This window comes from Flavobacterium cyanobacteriorum (assembly GCF_002251835.1).
Lineage (GTDB): Bacteria > Bacteroidota > Bacteroidia > Flavobacteriales > Flavobacteriaceae > Flavobacterium > Flavobacterium cyanobacteriorum.
Map to the genome: position 1 here is coordinate 1 of NZ_NOXV01000112.1, position 4961 is coordinate 4961.

General features: G+C 37.1%; 5 protein-coding genes. 4 read left to right on the top strand and 1 reads right to left on the bottom strand.

Translation table 11 applies throughout. The features are described from left to right. Positions 1–139 precede the first annotated feature (139 nt). The 4 genes from CHU92_RS01340 (at position 140) to CHU92_RS01355 (ending at position 3539) form a co-directional block, all read left to right on the top strand. Positions 140–508, top strand: a complete 369-nt coding sequence (locus CHU92_RS01340) for a hypothetical protein (RefSeq protein WP_094411834.1) — start codon at positions 140–142, stop codon at positions 506–508. 113 nt (positions 509–621) lie between these two features. Next, positions 622–909 carry a DUF3817 domain-containing protein gene (locus CHU92_RS01345; RefSeq protein ID WP_094411836.1) on the top strand — a complete coding sequence of 96 codons (288 nt, stop codon included), beginning with the start codon at positions 622–624 and terminating at the stop codon, positions 907–909. Further along, on the top strand, positions 906–2156 hold the full coding sequence (locus CHU92_RS01350; RefSeq protein ID WP_094411838.1) for a mechanosensitive ion channel family protein: 1251 nt from the start codon (positions 906–908) through the stop codon (positions 2154–2156). The genes CHU92_RS01345 and CHU92_RS01350 overlap by 4 nt, the downstream gene beginning before the upstream one ends. Positions 2157–2285: 129 nt before the next feature. Next, a complete protein-coding gene (locus CHU92_RS01355; protein ID WP_094411842.1) occupies positions 2286–3539 on the top strand; it encodes an ABC transporter permease in 1254 nt (417 codons plus the stop codon). A 396-nt stretch (positions 3540–3935) separates the two neighbouring features. Here CHU92_RS01355 and CHU92_RS01360 read toward each other — a convergent pair whose 3' ends face one another. After that, positions 3936–4757: a CPBP family intramembrane glutamic endopeptidase gene (locus CHU92_RS01360; protein WP_165764558.1), complete on the bottom strand. Its 822-nt coding sequence runs from the start codon at positions 4755–4757 to the stop codon at positions 3936–3938. Between the last annotated feature and the right edge of the window lie 204 nt (positions 4758–4961).

The window sequence follows — 4961 nt, forward strand, 5'->3', positions numbered from 1 at the left end:
AATAAGCTGGAAATTAATTTAATACAATTTTTGTCGTGTACTTAGTACAGATTTATATTTAAAAAAATTGGAATAAAATTATATAATATACTATTTTTGCAATCCTTAAAATAAGTCCAAAAAACTAAAATAACTAACCGTGGAAAACCCAAGTGCGCAAAAGCTGATAAAAAAAATACAACTGGACCTTTTTAGAAATGGTTTCGATGCCGAAACACTGGTTACAGACCTTAAAAAGCTGCGGGAATATTCTCTTGAAGAGCAAAACCCAACACTTACCAAGGCGATAAGGCTTGCTTATGAACATATTGAAGCAAACGGTGCATTCCTGATTCCCATACCTGACGATGAGCCTATTGAAGGGGAAGAAATGGTGTCAGGAAACGGAACTTCAGGTGACAATAATATCGAGAGCCTGGAGTACCTGCTTTCACTATTCGGTGACCTGAAACATAAAAACAACCTGCTGGACCTCAAAGAATATAATAAAGCTTTTTTAGAATTCTGATTTTATTAAATATTGGTTATATAATTATAGTGGGAGCTGTTTGGAAACAAACAGCTTTTTTTATTTTATGCTTACGCTGCTGGTGCTTACCTTTGTGCTAAATTTTTAAAAAAATGATACGCCTTTTTAAATTAATTGCAACACTTGAAGGTATCTCCGCCATTGCCCTCTTTTTTATTGCCATGCCGCTCAAATACATTTGGGACAACCCGGTGCTTATACGTCCTGTAGGTATGGCACATGGTGTACTGTTTACCATTTATATAGCTTTTGCCATAATGCTTAAAACAGAACATAAATGGGACTGGAAAAAGTTTATCATTATCTGCCTGGCATCAATACCGCCTTTTGGAACATTTTATATTGAATATAAATATTTCAGGAATACTGCCGCTTCATGAAGGAAATTTTTGACCGGACTTATGCCATACTGCAAAGGCTTGAACTGAACACTACAGGCGTACTGTATGGCAGTGTAGGGCTGAACATCTTGATTACTTTGCTCATTGCGGTAATACTTGATTTCACGGCTCGCAAAGTATTGGTAATAACTTTTGCCGTAATTGCCAAAAGGTCTAAAACTACTTTTGATGATTTCCTGGTGGAGAATAAAACATCCAGATACCTGGCCCACCTGGTGCCGGTGCTTTTTATCTATAAGACTGTACCCCTTGCCTTAAGGCATTTCGCTTATTGGGAAGCAATGTTCTCTAAGGCCATAACTATTTTTATAATACTCCTGAGCCTCTGGATAATACGCAGCATATTTAATGCACTCCGCGATTACCTGAAACTACAGCCAGGCTACAATGATAAACCTATTGACAGCTACATACAAGTGGTCATGATGTTCTTGTGGATCTTTGCTGTTGTGACCATTATACTGTTGCTGCTCAATACTAAACTCACCACGCTGCTTGGGATGTTTGGCGCACTTTCCGCAATTATTTTACTTATCTTTAAAGACACATTGCTGGGTATTGTGGCCAGTATACAGGTTAGTGTAAATGATATTGTAAGGATTGGCGACTGGATTACGATGGAAAAATTTGGCGCTGACGGTGATGTTATTGAAATAAACCTTGCAACAGTTAAGGTGCGGAATTTTGATAATACCACCACAACCATTCCTACTTACAGCCTTATTTCAGATTCTTTCAAAAACTGGCGAGGCATGTACAGTTCCGGAGGCAGGCGCATTAAGAGGCATATCCTGGTTAAAACCAGTAGCGTACGTTTTATTGAAAAAGATGAACTTGACAATTACAAAAAAATACAATTGCTCACTTCCTATATTGAGCACAGGCAGTCAGATATCGATAAGTTTAACCTTGTGAATAATGCTGACAAAAGCCTGCTTATAAACGGCCGGAACCTTACCAATCTGGGGCTTTTCAGGAAATATATCAACAGCTACATAGAAAAGCATCCCGGTGTAAATAAGGAACTGACAATAATGTGCAGGCACCTGCAGCCTACTGAAAAAGGGATACCTGTAGAAATATATGTCTTTACTTCTGATAAACGCTGGATAAACTATGAATATATCATGGCTGATATTTTTGACCATATTATAGCAGCCGTACCCTATTTTAAACTGGAACTGTTTGAACTGCCTTCCGGCAAAAATACATTTACCGAAGAGTAGTTATATCATAACTTTCCTGGCTGTGACAAGCCCTAACCAATAAATGGCTTTCAATATCAGAATTATTATTGCCTGCTTTAGGATTTTAAAAAAAAAATGCAGAATTTTACAGGTGACAATAAAAAAGCTATGCTGTTATACTTCCGCCTGCTAAGGGAAAGCCTTTCATTTGCGCTTAATGCGCTTACAAATAACAAGTTGCGTACATTCCTGTCGCTACTTGGTGTTACTATAGGTATTTTTTCCATCATTGCCGTACTGGCTGCTGTGGATTCACTGGACCGAAAAATAAAATCAGACCTCAGCGATGTCGATGTCAATACAATGTACCTGAAGCGTTTTTCATTTGGCCCGTCTGAAATTCCCCGTTGGAAGCGCGAACAGTTCCCTAATGTTACTTATGACGAGTACCAGTACCTTAAAGATGCCGTAAAGTCAGCTGAATACATGGCGTACCAGATTTTTACTAAGAGCGAAACAGCAAGGTATGAAGACAAATCTGCCACAAACCTTAATGCTGTCCCTGTATCATATGAATTTGCAGACATACAGAAACTTAAGATAGCCAATGGCCGCTTTTATAATGAATCAGAATCAAATTCGGGTGCCCCTGTTGTGGTAATTGGCTATGAAGTGGCCAAAACTTTATTTGGAGATGAAAATCCTGTTGAAAAAAAAATCAGGCTTTACGGCCAGCGCTTTACCGTAATTGGTGTCCTCGAAAAAGTGGGTAACAGTTCATTAGGGATGCCCAGCAATGATCTGGCTGTAATTTTTCCTGTAAATTTTTTACGCAGACTCTATGGCGATAGCTATGATTTTATGACTCCCATAATAATTATAAAGCCTGCACCGGGAGAAGAAGCAGAGGCCGTTAAAGCCGAAGTCGCGCAAAAATTGCGTAATTACCGTGGTATCAAAGCCGGAGAAATAGATAATTTCATGATTGATATACTTTCCGGATTTACGGAGTTTATTGATCAGATTATTGGCCAGATGAACGTTATAGGCTGGATTATAAGCGGTTTCTCACTGCTTGTGGGCGGATTTGGTATTGCCAATATTATGTTTGTATCAGTTAAAGAGCGCACCAACCTCATTGGGATTCAAAAGGCATTAGGCGCTAAAAATAAGTTTATATTATTTCAGTTCCTGTTTGAAGCTGTAATCCTTTCAGTTATAGGCGGGCTTATCGGTATGGTATTGGTGTGGCTTATTACACTCGTGCTTACCCAGGTGCTGGAGTTTGAATTTGTACTCAGTTTCTGGAACATGATTATAGGTACATCACTCGCGGCATTTATTGGACTTATATCAGGTATATTACCCGCCATATCGGCTTCCAAACTTGATCCCGTTGAAGCAATAAGGAGCGGAATGTAAAAGAGATGCAGTCTTGCAAAGATGATTTTTAAACCCCATAGAAGTAGTAAGGCTTTTTATCATATTTTTTTTTACCCTTTATTGCTTTAAATTTATTTTTAGAATTAAATGCCGTACTATTGTTATACTTCTATCCGCTGGTAGAAAAAACTCAGTAATCAATTTTAATCCTGCTGTAAGTGGTTGTAGAGATTATCTTTAACTCAATCTCTTAATTCACTTATACAAACTGCTATCAAAACAAGAAAACCTTCACGGGTTTAGAAAAGGGTTTTCAAAAGAAAAGCGATGACATACCCTCACGCCAATTCCATTAAGGCATGGTAAAGGATAACCGTGCAGCCAAATGGCTAAGCCTTTTTTTTATTAAATCTGATTTTATCAAAACAGTAAAATTCAATCTTTTTTAACTTCAACTAATTTTGATTCCAGCAAAATTTGCCTCACATCAGTGGTATTAATCTTTTGGTTATTTATATCCCTCAGTGAAAAATTGTAACGGTAAAACCGCAAACTGTCCGGAACTATGACTTTAAAATCATAATTTGGGAAAAAATCCATAAACTGGTTTATGGTTACCCGCTCAGCTTTAACAGCACTACCCGAAACATAAAAAGCAGTAGCGCCAAAAACACTTGTTTTTTCTAGTTTGAATTCAATTGAGTTTCTATTAAATAAACTAAATTGTTTCTCAGGAAACTGTAAAGCAAGGAGCAATGGTAACAGGAAAGCAAAATTTAAAATAAAATGGACAACCATCGATTTCTTTATGCCATAGTTAAGGGTTACCCATATTAAAACCAATCCCAAGCTAAATTGAAAAAAGACCGGGACAAAGGAATATAAATCTGTAAAATCACTTACATGGTAATGTACTAAGGCAAATAATGTTGTATTTAATATGCTCACAACAAGAAAATTTTTGAAAATGACACCTCTGAACAATAAAAAAAGAACCGGAAAAATAAGCAAATAATAATTTTCCGTTACCACACAAAAAAATGAAGACCCCATGTAAAACAAAGGAAAAAACAATTTCTTCCCAAGAAAAATACCCCTGAAAACCAATTCTTCTACTATAGGGGCAATAAGTAAAGTAGAAACTAAAAACAAATAAATATTTTCAAGATTTCCAAACTTGTCTGTAGCCTTTACAAGATTTGGGTAATGGTAAAAGAGCAAACCATAAACAATGGCAGTGCAGGCAAAAATAGCCATTCCCACATACAAAAGCTTCCTTTCTCTCATCCTTTAAACGCCTAAAAACTTCAGCAAAATTAAACCCTCAAACATTTTTAAAACAGAATATCAACAAAAATTTAATAAAATATAAATGATGAAGCAGCCATTACAGCGCCACTTTGGTAAGGTTTGGTCCCGCTGTCCGCTTTATCTCCCCGCCGCGAAAGCAGGCGGCGGGGA

Coding starts and splice junctions, on each gene's coding strand:
- CHU92_RS01345 (WP_094411836.1), top strand. CDS start 622: ATGATACGCCTTTTTAAATTAATTGCAACACTTGAAGGTATCTCCGCC.
- CHU92_RS01350 (WP_094411838.1), top strand. CDS start 906: ATGAAGGAAATTTTTGACCGGACTTATGCCATACTGCAAAGGCTTGAA.
- CHU92_RS01355 (WP_094411842.1), top strand. CDS start 2,286: ATGCTGTTATACTTCCGCCTGCTAAGGGAAAGCCTTTCATTTGCGCTT.
- CHU92_RS01360 (WP_165764558.1), bottom strand. CDS start 4,757: ATGGCTATTTTTGCCTGCACTGCCATTGTTTATGGTTTGCTCTTTTAC.